This is a genomic window from Bacteroides sp. MSSM.1001136sp1_RTP21357st2_D2_RTP21359_211015 (genome assembly GCF_040913205.1).
In the GTDB taxonomy this organism is placed as follows: Bacteria; Bacteroidota; Bacteroidia; order Bacteroidales; family Bacteroidaceae; genus Bacteroides; species Bacteroides ovatus.
Genome location: NZ_JBDFVF010000016.1, coordinates 1 through 19,400, shown reverse-complemented (window position 1 = coordinate 19,400; position 19,400 = coordinate 1). Strand labels below are relative to the sequence as shown.

At 41.9% G+C, this 19,400-nt stretch carries 19 protein-coding genes; 10 read left to right on the top strand and 9 right to left on the bottom strand.

The features are described from left to right. Window positions 1–123: 123 nt before the first annotated feature. The 4 genes from AB5217_RS11750 to AB5217_RS11735 form a co-directional block, all read right to left on the bottom strand. The gene (locus AB5217_RS11750) at window positions 124–2,544 is read right to left on the bottom strand and encodes a GumC family protein (protein ID WP_008644064.1); all 2,421 of its coding nucleotides are present in this window, start codon (window positions 2,542–2,544) and stop codon (window positions 124–126) included. A 20-nt stretch (window positions 2,545–2,564) separates the two neighbouring features. Then, window positions 2,565–3,377: a polysaccharide biosynthesis/export family protein gene (locus tag AB5217_RS11745; protein WP_008644062.1), complete on the bottom strand. Its 813-nt coding sequence runs from the start codon at window positions 3,375–3,377 to the stop codon at window positions 2,565–2,567. Between the two features lie 58 nt (window positions 3,378–3,435). Further along, window positions 3,436–4,842 (bottom strand): undecaprenyl-phosphate glucose phosphotransferase, encoded by a 1,407-nt coding sequence (locus tag AB5217_RS11740; protein ID WP_008644059.1) that lies wholly within the window; start codon window positions 4,840–4,842, stop codon window positions 3,436–3,438. A gap of 150 nt (window positions 4,843–4,992) precedes the next feature. After that, window positions 4,993–5,142 (bottom strand): hypothetical protein, encoded by a 150-nt coding sequence (locus tag AB5217_RS11735; protein ID WP_008644058.1) that lies wholly within the window; start codon window positions 5,140–5,142, stop codon window positions 4,993–4,995. Window positions 5,143–5,295: 153 nt separating this feature from the next. Here AB5217_RS11735 and AB5217_RS11730 point away from each other — a divergent pair, with 153 nt between their 5' ends. Then, the gene (locus tag AB5217_RS11730; protein WP_032845501.1) at window positions 5,296–5,937 is read left to right on the top strand and encodes a BT4734/BF3469 family protein; all 642 of its coding nucleotides are present in this window, start codon (window positions 5,296–5,298) and stop codon (window positions 5,935–5,937) included. 16 nt (window positions 5,938–5,953) lie between these two features. Continuing rightward, on the top strand, window positions 5,954–7,786 hold the full coding sequence (locus AB5217_RS11725) for a DUF3987 domain-containing protein (RefSeq protein WP_032845499.1): 1,833 nt from the start codon (window positions 5,954–5,956) through the stop codon (window positions 7,784–7,786). A gap of 133 nt (window positions 7,787–7,919) precedes the next feature. Here AB5217_RS11725 and AB5217_RS11720 read toward each other — a convergent pair whose 3' ends face one another. Continuing rightward, the gene (locus tag AB5217_RS11720) at window positions 7,920–8,138 is read right to left on the bottom strand and encodes a DUF4248 domain-containing protein (RefSeq protein ID WP_004297475.1); all 219 of its coding nucleotides are present in this window, start codon (window positions 8,136–8,138) and stop codon (window positions 7,920–7,922) included. 220 nt (window positions 8,139–8,358) lie between these two features. Between AB5217_RS11720 and AB5217_RS11715 the strand changes: the two genes are divergently transcribed. From AB5217_RS11715 to AB5217_RS11705, 3 genes are read left to right on the top strand one after another with little or no spacing between them, the layout of a single operon-like run. Beyond that, window positions 8,359–8,847, top strand: coding sequence for a DNA-binding protein (locus AB5217_RS11715; RefSeq protein WP_004307288.1), 489 nt, complete (start codon window positions 8,359–8,361; stop codon window positions 8,845–8,847). Window positions 8,848–8,887: 40 nt separating this feature from the next. Then, on the top strand, window positions 8,888–8,995 hold the full coding sequence (locus AB5217_RS11710) for a smalltalk protein (RefSeq protein WP_004297473.1): 108 nt from the start codon (window positions 8,888–8,890) through the stop codon (window positions 8,993–8,995). A 4-nt stretch (window positions 8,996–8,999) separates the two neighbouring features. Continuing rightward, a complete protein-coding gene (locus AB5217_RS11705; protein ID WP_004309162.1) occupies window positions 9,000–9,425 on the top strand; it encodes an N-acetylmuramoyl-L-alanine amidase in 426 nt (141 codons plus the stop codon). Here the strand turns inward: AB5217_RS11705 and AB5217_RS11700 are convergent. From AB5217_RS11700 to AB5217_RS11685, 4 genes are all read right to left on the bottom strand, one after another. Continuing rightward, a complete protein-coding gene (locus AB5217_RS11700; protein WP_004309163.1) occupies window positions 9,418–10,167 on the bottom strand; it encodes a polysaccharide biosynthesis/export family protein in 750 nt (249 codons plus the stop codon). The genes AB5217_RS11705 and AB5217_RS11700 overlap by 8 nt on opposite strands. Before the next feature lie 27 nt (window positions 10,168–10,194). Beyond that, entirely contained in the window at window positions 10,195–10,773 is a 579-nt protein-coding gene (locus AB5217_RS11695) for a UpxY family transcription antiterminator (RefSeq protein ID WP_008644051.1), read from the bottom strand. 334 nt (window positions 10,774–11,107) lie between these two features. After that, the gene (locus AB5217_RS11690) at window positions 11,108–12,073 is read right to left on the bottom strand and encodes a tyrosine-type DNA invertase cluster 3b (protein ID WP_008644049.1); all 966 of its coding nucleotides are present in this window, start codon (window positions 12,071–12,073) and stop codon (window positions 11,108–11,110) included. Between the two features lie 207 nt (window positions 12,074–12,280). Continuing rightward, window positions 12,281–13,252, bottom strand: coding sequence for a type I phosphomannose isomerase catalytic subunit (locus AB5217_RS11685; RefSeq protein WP_004309166.1), 972 nt, complete (start codon window positions 13,250–13,252; stop codon window positions 12,281–12,283). Window positions 13,253–13,511: 259 nt separating this feature from the next. Here AB5217_RS11685 and AB5217_RS11680 point away from each other — a divergent pair, with 259 nt between their 5' ends. The 5 genes from AB5217_RS11680 to AB5217_RS11660 all read left to right on the top strand — a co-directional run bounded on the left by AB5217_RS11680 (window position 13,512) and on the right by AB5217_RS11660 (window position 19,300). After that, window positions 13,512–14,609, top strand: coding sequence for an aldose epimerase family protein (locus AB5217_RS11680; protein ID WP_004307294.1), 1,098 nt, complete (start codon window positions 13,512–13,514; stop codon window positions 14,607–14,609). A 51-nt stretch (window positions 14,610–14,660) separates the two neighbouring features. After that, complete coding sequence (locus AB5217_RS11675) at window positions 14,661–16,001, top strand: MFS transporter (protein WP_008644046.1); 1,341 nt, start codon at window positions 14,661–14,663, stop codon at window positions 15,999–16,001. 47 nt (window positions 16,002–16,048) lie between these two features. Next, complete coding sequence (gene galK, locus AB5217_RS11670) at window positions 16,049–17,203, top strand: galactokinase (RefSeq protein ID WP_004314127.1); 1,155 nt, start codon at window positions 16,049–16,051, stop codon at window positions 17,201–17,203. A gap of 258 nt (window positions 17,204–17,461) precedes the next feature. Next, window positions 17,462–18,613, top strand: coding sequence for an AAA family ATPase (locus AB5217_RS11665; RefSeq protein WP_229065835.1), 1,152 nt, complete (start codon window positions 17,462–17,464; stop codon window positions 18,611–18,613). 6 nt (window positions 18,614–18,619) lie between these two features. Beyond that, window positions 18,620–19,300, top strand: a complete 681-nt coding sequence (locus AB5217_RS11660; protein WP_004307298.1) for an RloB family protein — start codon at window positions 18,620–18,622, stop codon at window positions 19,298–19,300. The last annotated feature ends 100 nt before the right edge of the window (window positions 19,301–19,400 follow it).

Below are 19,400 nucleotides of genomic sequence, written 5' to 3'. Positions count from 1 at the left end.
TAACAAGGAAGGGCTTCAAACAACTAAATACTCCTCGGGGTGATCAAAAAACCCGTTACACGTTATATTTTGACTAAAATAAATATTACTCTCTAGCCAATTGTATATCCCCATACACTGAAATTATTCATCTTTTACTTTATGTTCTCCATAGCCATAGCCATAACCATAACGTTTGCCATAGCCATAATATTTGCCATACTTACCATACCCATAGTAATAACCATATTTCTTCTTTTGAAGATCAAGACCATTAATGACCGTACAAAGATTAGGTAACTTATTACTATCAGCCAATTCATTAATCAAGGTAAATTCAGCTTTCCGAGTATAGTCAGCACGACATACATATACCGACAAGTCAGCTACACGACCTATAAGCAAAGTATCAGTCACCATACCAACCGGAGCTGTATCCAAAATCACATAATCAAAATTCTTTTTCAATGTTTCAATCGCCTTATCCAAACCATCACGGGCCAATAATTCCGTAGGATTAGGAGGAACAGTTCCACCAAGAAGAATATACAGATTCTTGCTAACATCCGAAGGCTGAACAAAAGCCATCAAATCCTTTTCCGGATTCGACAGATATTGAGTAATCCCCTGTTCTTTGCGAGGGATATTGAAAACTTTATTCAAACCGGGCTTACGAATATCAAGACCCACAATCACCACTTTCTTTCCCAATAGAGAAAGGCTGATCGCAAGATTTGAAGAAATGAATGATTTACCTTCGCCGCTGACCGTAGAAGTCACCAGAATTACCTTCTGATCGTTCTTAAGCATAAACTGAAGGTTGGTACGGACATTACGGAAAGTTTCACTCATTAAAGTATTCTGATTTTCAAATACAGCAATGGAACCGTTCCTTTCTTCTGTTAACGGCACATCACCTACAATAGGCAGGCGAGTCAATTTCTCCACATCGCCACGACCTTCTATCTTGAATTTAGTCAAACCAATCAGGAAAATGATACCCACAGGCAGCCCTACTCCCAGCACCAGAGCAATCATATAAATCATTTTAGGCTTCGGAGATACCGGACCTCCATCAGTTACCGGTTCATCAATAATCTTTGCATTGTTGGCAGTAGCAGCTAAAGTGATGGCATTCTCTTCGCGTTTCTGTAAAAGCATCAGATAAAGTCCCGCCTTGATTTCTTGCTGACGTGCGATACTTACATACTGACGTTCCTGTCCTGGAGCATCACTAATACGACGGGAAAAACGACTGGCCTCACGATCCAAATCAGCCTTAACGATAAATAAGCCTTGCAAAGTTCCATTAATAGCAGCCTGAACATTCGCTTTCATGGCACGGATGCTTGTGTCCAAATTTACAATCATCGGATTACTTTCCGTAGAAGTGCGAAGCAAACGCTTGCGTTCGATAATCAATTCATTGTAACGGTCTATCTGAGTGGTTAATCCGTCATCAGACAAACCTATATTACCGGGCAATACTTCATACTCATTCGACGGATTATTGATATATTTAGCAAGATCACGAACCAAATTTATCTGAGTACCATTTTCTACACGTTTTCTTTCGTATTCAGCATTTCCTGATACAGCCAATTGAGCATCACTACTAATATCTGTCAAGCCCGCATTTCTTTTAAACACTTCCAGTTTATCTTCCGTACTTCCCAGTTCTTCATCAATAATCTTAATACGTTCATTGATAAACTCCCTTGTCTTTTCAGCAACCTCATTCTTATCGTTATTTGTATTACGATTATACATCTCTATCAACTTATTGATAAAGTCCTGTCCTCGTTGCATATTCGTATTCATAAGCGAAATAACCGCTACAGAAGTTGTTTTTGAGGTGGGTTCTATATTTAATGACCACTGATATCCTTTTGCCACTACAAACGGCTGGCTGACTACAGCGCTGATATTCCGTACTACATCCTGCCCTTCTATCTTACCATTTGACAAGGAATCTTTCAATGTAAATCCAAAGGTACCTGCATCGGTAGGTAACACAGCCGGAAGTCTATCAAAATGTTTAGCATATTCACTCAAGCCCACTTTCAAATTTACATCCAAACCACCTTCAGGGGCAAGTTTCATGTCAATCAAAGCTATGCCTGGAAGTTTATCAGCCTCTTGGGTAGTCAGATTCACGATTACCGGAGAGGTCTTATATAGCTCTTTTTTAGGGAACTCATCCTCATCATAATAAGTTATATAAAGTTCCAGATTATTAACAACTTCTTTCAGTATCGTTTTGGAGCGTAACACTTCAATCTCATTATCAATACTCTGGGTAGAAGTAATCATTCCACCTAATCCGAGACTTTCCAAATCAGTGGTATTGCCGCCGCCTTTTTTATCATCCTTAATCATGATAGAAGCTGAAACCTGATACACAGGAGTCTGAAAATGCAAATATACCCAGGCACCAATCAAACAAGCCAAAACGGAAGCTACAAACCAAGGCCAGTGAATTATATACTTAAAGAAAAGCTCCTGATAATTTACTTTTTCTTCATCCAGTTCATTCATATTATTGTCGTACGAGTTTTCTTTCATTACTGTTCGCTTATTGTAGATTATTTTAATATTGTTACTAAAAGAGTGGCTAATGAAACCAAAATAGAAATACCAGAGAACCACAATCCTGTACTAGTTCCAACATCCGAATTCTTCGCCTTAGTCTTATTAGGTGTCACATAAATTATATCATTCTGCTGCAACTGATAATAAGGAGACAATACCGTTTCAGCTTTATTCAAGTCCATAGTAATAATTTCCTGCTTATTATCTTGTCCTGTCCGGATTAATTTCACATTATCGCGCATACCATAAATAGTCAAATCACCTGCCATAGCGAGCGCTTCCAGCAAATTAATCTTTTCGTTAGAGACTACAAAGCTTCCTGGCTTAGTAACCTCTCCCAATACCGAAATCCGATAATTAACAATACGCACAGTTACAAGCGGCGCTTCTTTCAAATAAACCTTCAACTTATCTATAATCAGATTTTCTATCTCCAGTTTAGTCAATCCACCTACATGAATCTCGCCCAATACTGGAAAGTTGATATTCCCTTGATTATCTACTAAATATTGCTGTAGAGCAGATGATGCAGTTCCTTGTCCTACCGTCTTTCCCTCCGTTCCACTAGCAGTACCCGAATTTACCAGATTAAAAGGTGCAGCCAGTTCCGGAGTAGAACAAGATACGGCAATCGTCAACAAATCCTTGGGCATAACCTTCACACCTGTCTGACGAACACTCTGTTCTGTATCATTCACAAAAGCCGTATCCTGCAAATAAGGTACTTTCTTATATGATTGGCAGGATACCAGCAAAAAAGCAAGTAACACACCCAAAGTCAATCGTTTCAGTTTTCTCATAACCACCTACTCATGTAATTTTACAACTATTGATTTAATTTTTACTCAATTTCCAATTCCTCACCTAATAAGCCTCTTTATCCCCGCGGATGACATTACACACAGTCTTATACATGATATATAAGTCCAGAATGAACGTCCAATGCTCGATATACCAGATGTCACGTTGCACACGTCCTTCCATCTGCCAAAGCTCCTTCGTTTCTCCACGAAAACCTGTCACCTGTGCCCAGCCTGTAATACCCGGTTTCACAAAATGACGAACCATATATTTATTTATTAAATGGGAATATTCTTCTGTGTGCTTCAACATGTGCGGACGGGGACCCACTAAAGACATATCCCCTTTCAGTACATTAATAAATTGAGGAAGTTCATCCACATTCGTCTTACGAATCAGATCACCGATTCGGGTTTTACGAGGATCATGTTCTGTAGCCTGAAGTGTATCACTTAGAGCATTCACCCGCATCGAACGAAACTTATAGCACCAAAATTCACGACCATCCTCACCGCTTCGTTTCTGTTTGAAAAAGACAGGTCCAGGAGAACTTATCTTTATAGCCAGTCCCACAATGATATATATAATCGGGAAAAGGGTACAAAGGAACAGTAACGAGCAAATAATATCAAAGCCACGTTTCACAATACGATTTTCCAATAACTCAAGTGGCTCACGACGGATAGAAAGTACCGGGACATTACCTAACATTTCAAAATACATTCTCCGTTTCAAATAGTTCCGGACATTGGGGACGCTGAAGAAGCGAATCAGATGGTTCTCACAATAGTTGATAATCGGCACTATTTCAGTACTACGGGCGGAAGGAAGGCTACAATAGAGCTGGTCCACCTTTCCCGCATTACGGGTCAAATAATCAACAGCTTCACACGGCTGTCCCAAATATGCTATATTCATAGGATAGCGGTCTGACGGAAAATCTTCAAAATATCCCAATACACGATACCCGGATGTCGGATCATCTGTCATGGAATGGTAAAGTTCCTGCATATTTTCATGGCTACCCACCAACACTACCTTTCGAACATTTTTCCCACTTTTGCGATAAAGTTCCAGAATAGATCGGAACGTCAGACGATAGGAAATGATAACGATAATGAGAACTACATAAAATATCCCCAACTGACGCAGATTGACACATTCAAAATGGAATATGTATGAAAGCCCAAAGACTATCAAGACAAAAGGAATCATATTCCGGGCCACCCGAAGCATTATTTGTTCCGGGCGAACCACCGGACGATGAAGGATCACTCCTGAACGGATGTTGCAAACTAGATAACATAAAGTCATCAGAGCCATGTTCTGGAGAAGAGGCATTGAATACTCAAATGGAGACCGGTTTTCCCAAATCGAAGTAACCATCCATAACAGCAAGTTCAATAAGATGATATCCCCTAGAAGGACAAAAGATTTTAGGACTTTATTGAAACGTTGGACTTCCTGCATTATTTTATTATCAATTGATTAAATTTCTTTCCCATCACCCGTGTTTCTCACGATAATCGATATAACGATCGACCCATTCAATTGCTTTGGCTCGAAATTCCTCTTTGGTATGATAGTCATAAAAGTAAGCCAAAAGACGGGTGAAATGGCTTAAACGAACGTCTCCCCTTTTATAACCTTTGCATAGTAGACAGCTTTGCCCAAGCCTATTTCAGTACACATGGGAGCTATCTTCACACCTGCTTTCTTAAACTGCTCGGCGATGAAAAGACCGAGTGCTACATGAGAGTACTTTTTCATTTTTGTAATTCTGTTAATTGTTAAAGTTATTAAATAATACATGATTCTACCTATAACTGTTCTGATATGTCAGAACAGTTGATTTAAAAGCTATTCCTACTTTCGCCCCGCGTTTTGAAAATTCAAGGCGATAATCAAATAATTAGATACATTATGACAAACGATTTTAGAATGTCTTATTTCATGCCTCCCATTGCGCCCATTAAAGACGAACACGGACAATTAGTTACTCCTCCTACGCTCATTCCCTGCTGCGAAGTCTCCGTAGAGCAAGTCTTTCAAATGATTACCTGCAACGAGAATCTCAAAGTTCTGACCGAACAAGTACGCAACTCCGAAGATATACGAACGGCAAAAGCATCACTATTACCATACGTGACTCCCTGTGGTACATTCTCGCGTCGCAGCAGCAAATGCCTCATAGATCCTTCCCTCCTAACAGTAGTAGATATAGACTATCTCACCTCCTATCAGGAAGCAGTGGAGATGCGTAAGACGTTGTTCAATGATCCTCTTCTCCACCCTGTGCTCACGTTTATCAGTCCTAGCGGACGAGGCGTAAAAGCCTTCATACCCTATAATCATTTACCCATGGCCGATGACGTAAACTGTATTACGGAAAAAATGAGGTTAGCAATGTTATACACGGTGATGATCTATGGTACAGGAACACCTTCTCCTTTCGGAGAAAAGAAAAAAGGCGTGGACTTTTCCGGTAAAGACATTGTGAGATCCTGCTTCCTTTGCCATGACCCGGGAGCATTATTTAGACCAACGAATAACCATAAATTATAAATCAAAAATCAAAATAATGACTGATATTGAATCGTTATGCCGCCTCTGTGAGGCGGTTGAAACTGCAGGAGCGGATATTGCCCCTACGTATGCTGAATATGTACAACTGGCGTTCGCCATCGCAACGGATTGCGGAGAAGCGGGACGCGAGTTTTTCCATCGGTTGTGCCGGGTGTCTGCCAAGTACGAACGGGAACATGCCGAACGGATATTCTCCAATGCACTTACTACCCGGCATGGAGATGTCCATCTGGGCACTGCATTCCATCTTGCTGAAAGGGCGGGTGTAACTCTCTGCAAAGAGGGAGTGATGAACCACCGGAAAAATGCAAAAAATGCAGGAAATGCACCGTCCAAAAATCTCACACACACGCATGTATATAATAAGGTGGACAATGAAGAACCGGACGAATCCGAAGAACTGCAGGACGGGAGTGACCCGAACCAGCCATTGCCCTCTTTCACCGAAGCGAACTGGCCGAAAATCCTGTTGCTCATCATGAGTTATGCCACCAGCCCCACACAACGCGATGTCATGCTGCTCGGAGCATTGACCGCCATAGGTGCCAGCATGGAGCGATATGTGAGATGTCCATACGCCGGCAAACTCCAGTCTCCTTACCTGCAAAGTTTTATTGTAGCCCCTTCCGCCTCGGGTAAGGGAATTCTTTTGTTCATCCGGCTGCTTGTAGAGCCTATTCATGACGAGATCCGCCAAAAAGTAGCGGAAGAGGTCAAGGCCTACAAAAAAGAGAAAGCCGCCTATGATACCATGGGAAAGGAGCGCTGCAAAGTGGAAGCTCCTCAAATGCCCAAGAATAAAATGTTTCTCATCTCGGGCAATAACACCGGAACAGGTATTCTGCAAAATATCATGGATGCCAACGGCACAGGACTTATCTGCGAAACCGAAGCGGATACCATCTCCGCTGCTATCGGTTCTGAATACGGACACTGGAGCGATACACTCCGCAAAGCATTCGACCACGACCGCCTGTCGTACAACCGGCGCACCGACCAGGAATACCGGGAGGTAAAGAAAAGCTATCTCTCCCTCCTGCTTTCCGGCACACCCGCACAAGTAAAACCACTCATTCCCTCGACAGAGAACGGTCTTTTCTCGCGCCAACTGTTTTATTATATGCACGGTATATGGACATGGATCAACCAGTTTGAAAGTGGCGAAACCGATCTGGAAGCCATCTTCACAGGCATAGGCCTGGAATGGAAAAAGCAACTGGACCTGATGAAAGCACACGGGCTTCATACGCTCCGGCTCACTGATGAGCAAAAGCAAGAGTTCAATGCCCTCTTTGCCGATCTTTTTTTCCGTTCGGGACTTGCCAACGATAACGAAATGAGCAGTTCCATAGCCCGTCTGGCTGTCAATACGTGCCGCATCATGGCAGAAATAGCTATGATACGTGCACTGGAATGCGACCAGCCTTATCAGTTCAAGGGTTCTTCCGCCCCTCTGCTGACTCCTGACAAGGAGATTGCCGCCGATAATATCAAAGACGGCATTATCACCCGTTGGGATGTGACAATCACCGCTGAAGATTTCCATGCGGTGCTGGAACTTGTAACTCCGCTCTATCGTCATGCAACACATATCTTGTCTTTTCTTCCTTCCACAGAGGTCAAACATAGAGCCAATGCCGACCGGGATGCACTTTTTGAAATGATGGGCAACCAGTTCACCCGCACACAGTTGTTGGAGCAGGCTGAAAAGATGAAAATCAAACCTAACACTGCTCTTAGCTGGCTGAACCGTCTGATAAAAAAAGGATTGCTTATCAATACAGACGATAAAGGCGTTTATACGCGCACGCATGTGTGCGTGTGTTAGGGAGCCCTCGGAAAAAGTGCATTCTTTGCATTTATATAACAACAAGACGTTTCATGAATCCTAAAGCGGCGCTTTAGAGGTGGTAAAGCATAGCTTTACGATTGCTAAAGCGGTGCTTTACTTCTCCGCTCTTCTAAGGTTCTCCCAAGGCATCTACAATCACTCTCACCTCCAACGGGGTGAATGAACGACGCTTTGATTCGTAACCTAAGTCGTACAGGCGTTGCAGAAGTCCGGGACATAAAGAGATCCATTTCTTCATCTTTCGATATGCAGCAATGTCAGTTAGTTCCGGAGAATAAAGTTGAGCCAGTTCCATGCGACCGTAGGCGCGTATTTTGAATTCGTTCATGATGAATAAGTTTCTGATTTACAATTACAAAAACAACAAAACATATTCACATATCCTACGTTTTTCCATTGAATAACCGACCGTTACTGCGCATAATTGACAACAATCGCGTGCAACTGTAGACTATTGATTTCTGCGGGTTTCAGGGTTGTATCTTTGTATCGTCGAAAGGGAAAAGAATCCCCCGGGCACAATGTTTAACCCTTTAATTTATTGTTTTATGATTCGTTACAAAATTTATCAAAACCAACAGCAAAAAGGCCTGAATGCAGGCAAGTGGTTCGCCCGTGCGGTAAGCGACGAAACATTTGATTTGGCTAAGCTTGCCGAACACATGTCAAAACACAATTCACCGTATTCCGGTGGTGTCATCAAAGGTGTGCTTTCCGACATGGTAGACTGCATCAAGGAACTGCTGCTCGACGGCAAATGTGTGAAAATCGACGACCTTGCCATCTTTGGTGTGGGCATCCGCAGTAAGGCAGCTGATACGCTGGAAGATTTCTCATTGGAGAAAAACATCACTGGTATGCGTCTGAAAGCCCGTGCTACCGGTAATTTGTCAACCACCAACCTGAAACTCGACAGCCAGTTGAAACAGCAGGCCGAATATCAGAAACCAACAACTGCCGGAGGAGGTTCTGATTCGGGTGATACCCCTGATCCGAAACCGGATGGTGGCGGTGAAGCGCCTGATCCGGCTGCTTAATCCTAAATACTTTATTTTTAATCTTTAAAAAAGTAACATCATGAGTAATTCATCTTCTCCCCGCTCCGTATGGAGCTTCATCATCAAAGTGATTATCACCGTTGCCACCGCTATCGGAGGTCTGATCGGAGTACAGAGCTGTATGTAGCCTTATGCGTACCATCACTCTGATTATCATTCATTGCAGTGCCACGCCGGAAGGAAAGTCCCTTTCGGCGGAGGCTTGCCGTCAAGATCATATCCTTCACCGGAGATTCCGTGACATCGGCTATCATTTCTACATCACCCGGGATGGAGAAATCTACCAAGGCCGTCCTCTGGAAAAGGTCGGGGCACACTGCCGTGACCATAACACCCATTCGATAGGTATTTGTTACGAAGGAGGGCTGGATATGGCGGGACGTCCCAAAGACACGCGTACATTGGCACAACGGGCTTCTTTGCTCGGTCTGCTCCGCGAATTGAGGAAAATATTTCCTAAGACGTTGATTGTAGGCCATCATGATTTGAATCCGATGAAGGAGTGTCCGTGTTTTAATTGTACGGAGGAGTACCGGGAATTAGATGGTATTATCTAAGTATATTGACCAGCAAACTGGCAATAGATACCAGAATGGAAAATCCCGAAACCCACATCGTCGTACTTGTTCCGATGTCTGCGCTCTGCGCTTTGGTTTTATTAGGAGTGACATACAGGATGTCATTCTGTTGCAACTGATAGTAAGGAGATAATAACAAATCCGCGTCGTTCAGATTGAGTGTAACAAACTGTTTATGCCCATTCCTGTCTTCGCGGATTAGTTTTACATTATCACGAACACCATAAATAGTCAAATCTCCTGCCATGGCAAGTGCCTCGAGCACATTGATCTGCTCATTCACTACCGGATAAACACCGGGAGAGGCCACTTCGCCCAAAACTGAAACTTTAAAGCCGGACATACGGACTACTACCGTAGGTCTTTCTTTCACGTAAGATTTCAGTCTATCCGTTATCAGGTTTTCAGCTTCACGACTTGTTAAACCGTTCAAAGGAAGTTTACCTAAAACCGGATAATTGATATTTCCCTGATCGTCCAATAGAAACGTACTGCCTTGCGCATTGAAAGGCTGCGAAACAACCGGATCGGAAGTGGAAACAAGAATGGAAACTTCATCACCCGGTATCAGCCTCGCGTCCTGAACAGGCGCAACTTGCGTATTCGCCTGTTTCAAAATCTCCGCATCCTGCAAGTAAGGTACTTTCTTATAGGACTGGCAAGCCGAGAGAAAGAAGAAAAAGAATATCAGTGCAAAAGCACCGGATAATTTCGTATTCATGTAAATGGTGGATAAATGATGACGGGATTAGTTTTTCTCGCAGACAGCCTCGACATAACCAATAGGCATATTAACGCAAGCGCATCCCAGCATATTCAGCCGGACGGCAATCTTGCTTTTGCCATCGACATTGACCAGTTCACCAACCAGCCCGGTCAGAGGTCCTTTCACAACACGGACTTTCTCACCACGTGCCAAAGGAGAGCTGTTCATACAAATAGCTTCCTCGGAATAGTCGAGCATAAAACGAAAACGAGCCATCTGCTCATCAGGAATTACCGCCGGAGAGCTCTCACCACGCATCACCATATAACGGCTAACTGTAGAAAAACCCAGAACTTCTTTGCGTTCTTTCGGATTTACGTGCACAAATACCATCATTGGAAGAAGAACAGACTCAACTATTTTGCGACGGTCACTCCACTGATGAATTTCTTGTTGGACAGGGACGAAATTCTCGATCCCCATTTTGTCTAAACGTTCGGCTACCTTCTTCTCGTGGTGCATACGAACCAGAGCAACATACCAGCGTTTAGAGTGTGCTACGCCTTCCCCTGTCCCATCGCTAGGCCCAGCACTAAGTGATTTTGGTTTTGTTAAAATCATGTTTTTTTACCCCATGTTATTCCGTTACTTCTTAGGTAACGGACAATACACACACAAGGCGCGCGTCTCTATAAAAATGGAAATCACATATAGGAATAGGGCACAAGAAAGGAACTGCCTAATACTCAACAGGAAAAATCCAGAGATTAGGCAATAAAAAGTTTAGAACATGAAAATAAAGTTATTTCATGTTCGGATAGTTTTTTTCCTATATTTCAGATAAAACGAAAAAAAGTGGAAGAATATTTGCTTACTATTTATGTTTTTGTCTATCTTTGCGTCAAATTTAAGTTCCGTTACCTAAGAAGTAACACACATACTTTAGTTCTGAATACTAATACTTTGCACTTTTTGCCCTGCCTACACAACAGTTTTTAATGTAAGATAAATTCCCTTTATTTACCTCTGTACGTTCTTTAAGTCCAAAGCCTTTCAAATAGATTTGTGTGGTTTTTATAGATTTATGGCCCAATGATTCACTAATCATTTCAATAGGTACTCCCCGATACTTCGCTGTCGTTGCCCAAGAATGGCGAAGTGTATAGGAAGTGACTGGAGATTGCAAATGCAAGGCTCTTGCCAAGTCCTTCAAACAATTATTGAATTGGCGAAGAGCGGACTGATATTCCCGGTACCCTCTTTCATCCAGACGTTTTTGATCGCCGCTAAGGATGTCAAACAGATAATCCGGACAATCGGGTTGTGCATCTTCCCTATTGCGAAGCTGGTTAATCATTTCACTGGCTGTATCAAGTACTTCCACACTCATCGGGGTTTTAGTTTTGATACGGTTGTATCGCAACACATTCTGTTCCAAAGCCGATTTCTCCAGGTGAGCCAGATCAGCGAACGACATTCCACAAAACTGGAACATCAGAGCAGCAATAGCCTGTGTACGACGCAAACGCTCCGATTTGGGGTCCTCATACAGAAGCTTATGCAATTCGACAGCAGGCAGGGCCTTCTTCTGGCGAACATCGACACCGGTATAAACATCATGAAACAGTCGCGGCACATAAGGCGCAATGCCCGCTTCTACTCCCCGGTTATAAATACTACGAAGCATACGCATATACGTAGAGATCGTGTTGGGTTTCAAGCCACACTCATAAAGATACTGCCCGTAGCGTCGTAAACTTTCCCGGGTGACTTGTCTGAACGACACATTGAGCGTGCCGCAAAACTTGCTGAAAGAGAAGAGAGCATTCTTGTAGACATGCGCCGTAGAATAGCGTCCCTCCTTTCGCAAACGGCCGATGTAGAACTCTGCACATCGGCTAAATCCATTTTTGTTCCTCATTACATCACTAGTTATTTTATATATTATGCCATTTGGCTAGCGGCAAAAGAACGAATCTTTTTGTGTGTTCCAGATAAACTTTTTAATAAATATAGTTAAAGAGTTTTTTGCCGTTTTTATTCTATTAGTAATAAAAAAAGTCATCCGCCTTTGCCCATCATGAGGATGAAACAAAGTCGGATGACCTTCATTTTGTACGCTATTATCTTATACGTATGTTTCCAGCAATTTCACACTTCCTCCTTCGGGAGTGATAGTGACATCTTGCGTGGTAGCAGGCAACAGGATAGATTCTCCTGCACTAACAGTCAGTTCATTACCTTCATTGTCTCTCATTGTACATGATCCTTCCATACAGATAAAGATCACGAATGAATCGAGTTCGGAATAGTCACAACTGATTTCTTCAGTCATGTCATACAGAGAAGTCGTGAAGTAAGTGCAGGCAACCAGTTCTACCGGTTCGTCCTTCAACGGTTCGTATTTAGTACGATAGTCATCCAATACTTCGTAGTTGATGGCTTCACGGGCTAAATCGGTGTGAAGTTCGCGGGTTTTACCATTCGCATCTTTACGGTTGAAATCGTAGATACGATAAGTTATATCAGAAGTTTGCTGAATCTCGGCGATGAAAGAACCTGCCCCGATGCTGTGCACACGTCCGGCAGGAAGGAAGAATACATCACCCGGATGAATTTCATATTCCTGCAATACGTCGGTAATCGTATTGTTCAACACGCGTTCTTTATATTCTTTCGGGGTAATCTGTTCAGAGAATCCTGAACGCAATTTAGCTCCTTTGTCGGCATCTACCACATACCACATCTCGGTTTTTCCCATCGAATTGTGGCGTTTCTTCGCCAACTCATCTGTTGGGTGTACCTGGATTGACAAATCCTGTTTGGCGTCGATGAACTTAATGAGCAGTGGGAATTTATTGCCGAAACGGGCATAATTCGCTTCACCAACCAGTTCCTCACGATACTTTCTTACCATATCGGCCAAGGTTAAACCTTTATCCGGGCCATTAGCCACTACGGATTCATTGTTCTCAACACCGGAAATCTCCCAGCTTTCTCCTACTCCTTTCAAGTCTGAATTCAAATGCTTGAACGGAATAATTTTGTCGCCCCCCCAAAGCGTCTGCTTCAGAATAGGTTCGAATTTTAATGGATACATTTTTGTTTTTCTTGTTATAAACTTAGATTAAATTCGCTCGGATTGTTACAATCCGGGAACAAACATACAAAAAATAGTTCAGTTTTTAAGAAAAGGAGGATGAAAATTCATTTAAGAAATCATCTTTTGTCCTTGCATCCAAAGAAGATGAAGTAATAAAGCTAAACTTTCCTAAAGCACCTGTCATATTTAGTCGGAATAATTTGTGAGTAAGAAAGAATTTCCCTTTATTTGCAGGAAATTTTTAATAATACCAGACATGAATAACACATTCCCAACAGAAGGGAATCTATCAGGGCTCAGCCGGAAAGATTTCCAAAAGGATATAAATGATAAGAAAACTGATTTATTTATCCTCAAAAACACAAAGGGAATGGAAGTAGCTGTAACCAATTACGGATGCGCCATTCTTTCTATCATGGTACCGGACAAAAACGGTAAGTATGCTAATGTAATCCTCGGACACGACAGCATCGACCACGTCATCAACAGCCCGGAACCTTTCCTAAGCACTACTATCGGACGCTACGGCAACCGTATCGCAAAAGGAAAATTCACCTTGTTCGGCGAAGAACATGAACTCACGATTAACAACGGACCTAACTCTCTGCATGGTGGACCTACCGGTTTCCACGCCCGTGTTTGGGATGCTGTCCAGATTGATGAGAGCACAGTGCAATTCAACTATGTTTCTGCTGACGGCGAAGAGGGATTCCCCGGCAATCTGGAAGTGGAAATGACTTACCGCCTGGAAAATGAAGTAAATGCACTGACTATCGAATACCGCGCTACCACCGACAAAGCTACAGTCGTTAACTTGACTAACCACGGTTTCTTCAACCTCGCCGGTATTTCCAACCCTACTCCTACCGTTAACAACCACATCGTTACGATCAACGCTGATTTCTATACGCCTATCGACGAAGTTTCTATCCCTACCGGTGAAATTGCCAAAGTAGAGGGTACTCCGATGGATTTCCGTGCTCCACACACTGTAGGCGAACGTATCGACGACAAATTCCAGCAACTGATTTTCGGTGCAGGATATGACCACTGTTATGTACTGAACAAGATGGAAAGCGGTTCGCTCGACCTGGCTGCCACTTGCAAGGACCCGGAAAGCGGACGTATCATGGAAGTATATACCACCGAAGCGGGTGTACAACTCTATACGGGCAACTGGCTCAACGGATTTGAAGGTGCACACGGAGCTACATTCCCTGCCAGAAGCGCTATCTGCTTTGAAGCACAGTGTTTTCCGGATACTCCGAACAAACCTCATTTCCCATCGGCTACCTTGCTGCCGGGTGATGAATACCAACAGATCACTGTCTACAAATTTACGGTAGAAGAATAAGATTTGAAAAATAACTAACCTAATTTTATAAACTAACATTTTTTTTGAACCATGACACAAGAAAAAAAGAACGGTAATCTCGTCGCAATTATCACGATGTTCTTCATCTTTGCGATGATCTCTTTCGTAACAAACCTCGCTGCTCCATTCGGAACAATCTGGAGAAATGAATATGCGGGTTCGAACACTTTAGGTATGATGGGAAATATGATGAACTTCCTGGCTTACCTGTTTATGGGAATTCCTGCCGGTAACATGCTCGTTAAGATCGGTTACAAGAAGACTGCTTTGATTGCAATGGCAGTAGGTTTCCTCGGTTTGTTCACACAGTATCTTTCCAGCTTATTCGGAGCAGGTGCTGAAGTATTCGCATTCGGTGAGTATGTTATCAAATTAAACTTTGTAATCTATCTGCTTGGTGCATTTATCTGCGGTTTCTGCGTTTGTATGCTTAACACAGTGGTAAACCCGATGTTGAACCTTCTCGGTGGCGGTGGTAACAAAGGTAACCAGTTGATTCAAACTGGTGGAGCTCTTAATTCTTTGTCTGGTACATTGACTCCGCTTTTCGTAGGTGCTTTGATCGGTACTGTTACTTCAAGTACTGCTATGTCTGACGTTGCTCCTCTGCTCTTCGTTGCTATGGGTGTATTCGTTGCTGCATTTATCGTTATCTCATTTGTTGCTATTCCTGAACCACACCTTCAGAAAGGTGGAGTGAAGAAAGAAAAATTCTCTCACAGTCCATGGAGCTTCCGTCACACTTTACTGGGTGTAATCGGTATCTTTATTTATGTAGGTATTGAAATTGGTATCCCGGGTACACTGAACTTCTATCTTGCCGATTCAAGCGATAAAGGTGCCGGTATCATGATGAACGGTGCTGCTATCGGTGGTGCTATCGCTGCTATCTATTGGTTGCTGATGCTTGTGGGACGTACTGCAAGTAGTGCTATCAGTGGTAAGGTTTCCAGCCGTGCACAGTTGATCGCTGTTTCTGCTACTGCTATCATTTTCGTATTGATCGCTATCTTCACTCCGAAAGATGTAACGGTTTCAATGCCGGGTTACACTGTAGGCGAAGGCTTTATGATGGCACAGGTTCCTATAAGTGCCTTGTTCCTTGTACTTTGCGGTCTTTGTACTTCTGTAATGTGGGGTGGTATCTTCAACCTTGCAGTAGAAGGCTTAGGAAAATATACAGCACAGGCTTCCGGAATCTTTATGATGATGGTTGTTGGTGGTGGTGTATTGCCGTTGATCCAACAAAGCATCTCTGACTCTGTAGGTTATATGGCTAGCTACTGGTTGATTATCGCTGCTCTGGCTTACCTGTTGTTCTACGGTTTGGTAGGTTGCAAGAATGTAAATAAGGATATTCCTGTGGAATAATCACATAGAATAGAATTCAATTTATTCACCTTTAAAATATAAATATCATGGATACAGAATACGTAAGAAGTCGATTCATTAAACACTTTGACGGAACTACTGGATTTTTATATGCTTCTCCGGGCCGTATCAACCTGATCGGTGAACACACTGACTACAACGGTGGATTCGTTTTTCCGGGAGCGGTAGACAAAGGGATGATTGCTGAAATCAAACCTAACGGTACTGACAAAGTAAAGGCTTACTCTATCGACTTGAAGGATTATGTAGAATTTGGTTTGAATGAAGAAGATGCTCCACGCGCCAGCTGGGCAAGATATATTTTCGGTGTATGCCGTGAAATGATTAAACGTGGCGTTGATGTGAAGGGATTCAATACTGCTTTCGCAGGTGATGTACCTCTGGGTGCAGGTATGTCTTCTTCTGCTGCTTTGGAAAGTACGTATGCTTTCGCATTGAACGAACTGTTCGGTGAAAACAAAATAGATAAATTTGAATTGGCTAAAGTTGGCCAGGCTACAGAACATAATTACTGTGGTGTGAACTGCGGTATTATGGACCAGTTTGCTTCCGTATTCGGTAAAGCTGGTAGCTTGATCCGTCTGGATTGCCGTTCACTGGAGTATCAGTATTTCCCATTCCATCCGGAAGGTTATCGTCTGGTTCTGATGGATTCAGTTGTGAAACACGAATTGGCTTCTTCTGCTTATAACAAGCGTCGCCAAAGCTGTGAAGCTGCTGTTGCCGCTATCCAGAAAAAACATCCGCACGTAGAATTCCTGCGCGACTGTACAATGGCTATGCTAGAAGAAGCGAAAGCTGATATCAGCGCTGAAGACTATATGCGTGCAGAATATGTAATCGAAGAAATCCAACGTGTACTCGATGTTTGCGAGGCATTGGAGAAAGATGATTACGAAACTGTTGGCCAGAAGATGTACGAAACTCATCACGGCATGAGCAAGCTGTACGAAGTAAGCTGCGAAGAACTCGACTTCCTGAATGACTGCGCTAAAGAATACGGTGTAACCGGTTCACGCGTAATGGGTGGTGGCTTCGGTGGTTGTACGATCAACCTTGTTAAGGATGAGTTGTATGACAACTTCGTTGAAAAAACAAAAGCTGCTTTCAAAGCTAAATTCGGCAGAAGCCCGAAAGTGTATGACGTAGTAATCGGCGACGGTTCTCGTAGACTGGAATAAGAATTTATTCGAAATTAAATAAATAAGAAGGGCGGCTTCCGTGATGGGAGCCGCCCTTACTTTTTACACGGCATAATAACACACAACCTCAACTCTACTCTCTTAAAATGAGAATTTCTCTCATTTTAAGAGAATTATCTAAAACTATTCGTATCTTTGTCATGTTCTATAGAATAGACAACTTAATATAAAAACAATATGATAATCAATTTTACAGTAGGCAACTATCGTTCGTTCAAAGACAAAAAGGTTTTGAGCATGGAAGCTACCGCTATTAAGGAATTGAATGAATCTGTTATAGAGAAAGAAGGATATAGACTACTTCCATCAGCTGTTATTTATGGAGCTAACTCAAGTGGAAAAAGTAATTTATTGAAGGCAATTGGTAGATTTAAAAAGATTATCAATTCTTCTTCTAAATTAAACTCTACAGACAAATTAAAAATTTCCCCTTTCTTATTAAATCAAGAAACAGCCAAAGAACCATCATTTTTTGAAATTGAACTATTACTAGATAACGTAGCATATAGATATGGTTTCACAGCAAATAATCAAAAAGTTTATGAAGAATGGCTATATACAAAAGAGGGAAAAGCGAAAAAGGAAAAATGCTTATTTGTTCGTACGGAAGAAGGAATCGGAATAGCTGACGATTATAATGAAGGTAAAGGTTTAGAAGAAAAGGTACGTGACAATGGACTATTTTTATCGACAATTGATTCTTTTAATGGTGAAATTGCAAAAAAAATCATTTACAAAATTGATAATTTTTGGATAATATCAGGCATTAACCATGAATCTTGGTCTGGATTTACAAATGATATGTGTAATATTGAAAATCCGGATCTTAGCTTTCAACAAGAGATTCAAGACTTCTTGAAATCTATGAATGTAGGGTTTAACAGATTTGAACTTCCTGAAGATGAAAAGTTGGCTAAAGAAATCAAAGCATACACCATACATAATTTGTATAATGAACAGGGAGAAGTCATTGGAGAAACCCGCTTCTCCATGAAAGAACATGAGTCATCGGGTACTAACAAACTATTCGATTTGGCCGCCTTAGTTATTAGTCAATTGATGTTAGGGGATCTACTGGTTGTAGACGAACTCGATTCGAAGCTTCACCCACTGCTAACTCAACATATTATTAAACTTTTTAATAACCCCAAAACAAATCCCAAGGGAGCTCAATTAATATTTGCTACCCACGACACTAATTTACTGAATGTAAAGACATTCCGTAGGGATCAGATTTGGTTTACGGAAAAAGATCATTCGGAAGCTACCGACCTCTATTCATTAGCAGAATTCAGAGAACCGGAAGGAAACAAAATTCGGAAAGACCGTAGTTTTGAAAAAGATTATATCAACGGACGTTATGGCGCAATTCCATATATTAAAGATTAATACACAATGAGTAGACTGCTGCCGAAACATCGGTTTGAGGAAATAAAAAGAGAACAAAGACAGGCAAAACTGGATAAAAGAAGAAAAGTAGCAATACGCAATGTATCTGTTAGTTTCCTTATCGTATGTGAAGGTGAAAGAACTGAACCTAACTATTTCAAGGCTTTAATAAAAGACCGTTATTCGGATATCCGTGAAGTTACAATTGAAGGTAAGGGACAAGGTACAGTCAGTCTTATCAAAGAAACCATAGCTATTCGTGATAAATCAAATAAAGAGTTTGACAGGGTATGGGCTGTTTTTGATAAAGATGACTTTAATGATTTCAATAACGCCATACAGCTTGCAAAAAAGAATCATATTCTTTGCGCATGGTCTAATGAGTCATTCGAACTTTGGTATTATCTACATTTTCAATATTTGGATACTGGCATATCCCGTTCTCAATACATTGAGAAAATAGAAAGGGAAATCCAAAATAGAACAAATGATTCAAACTACCGATATAAAAAGAAATCACCGGAAACTTTCGACATATTACAACGTATAGGAGATGAATCATTAGCTATCAAACATGCTCAACGCTTAAGAGAATCATTTTCGGGAACAGATTATGCAGCTCACAAACCTTGTACTACTGTATATGAGCTAGTAGAAGAACTAACTCATCCTGAAAAGTTATTATGATCATAACATAACTATACATCAAGAAGAGGTTGTGTCAAAACGCTGACACAGCCTTTTTTTATGCGCAAAGCCCAGACTTTCTCAAGCCCGGGCTTTGTTA